Here is a 415-nt window from a genome sequence, read left to right as displayed (position 1 = left end):
CAGCCAGTTGAGGATGTCTCGGCGTACTGGGTGTGCCAGCGCTTTTATTATTTCGTCGAGGTCGATGGTCATGGCAGTGTCTCAGGGTGGTAAAACGGTATATCGCGATGGGGCGAAATATAAATCGCTACTTCACGATATACCAATATGATTTCGATCTGATTCCAGCATAAATCGCTATATCGGGTTATAACGATATAGACGGCGAAGGTGCTAAGCTGCTTGGCATGAATTATCTCGCACACCTCCATCTGGGCGGCCAGCGCCCGGAACAACTGCTCGGCAGTCTCTACGGCGATTTCGTCAAGGGGCGTGTCGACGGGCAATTCACGCCCTCCATCGAGGCGGCGATCCAGTTGCATCGGCGCATCGATGTGTTCACCGACCGGCATCCCCTGGTGGACCAGGCGTTGTC

General features: G+C 54.0%; 1 pseudogene. It reads left to right on the top strand.

What is annotated here, in order from left to right:
• Nucleotides 1-227: 227 nt before the first annotated feature.
• A pseudogene (locus HX773_RS25435) lies at nucleotides 228-415 on the top strand (ACP phosphodiesterase); the annotation flags it as partial.

The sequence above is a fragment of the Pantoea sp. B9002 genome, from assembly GCF_013385945.1.
Lineage (GTDB): Bacteria > Pseudomonadota > Gammaproteobacteria > Enterobacterales > Enterobacteriaceae > Pantoea.
The sequence above is the reverse complement of the archived record's forward strand: the minus strand, read 5'-3'. Positions and strand labels throughout refer to the sequence as shown.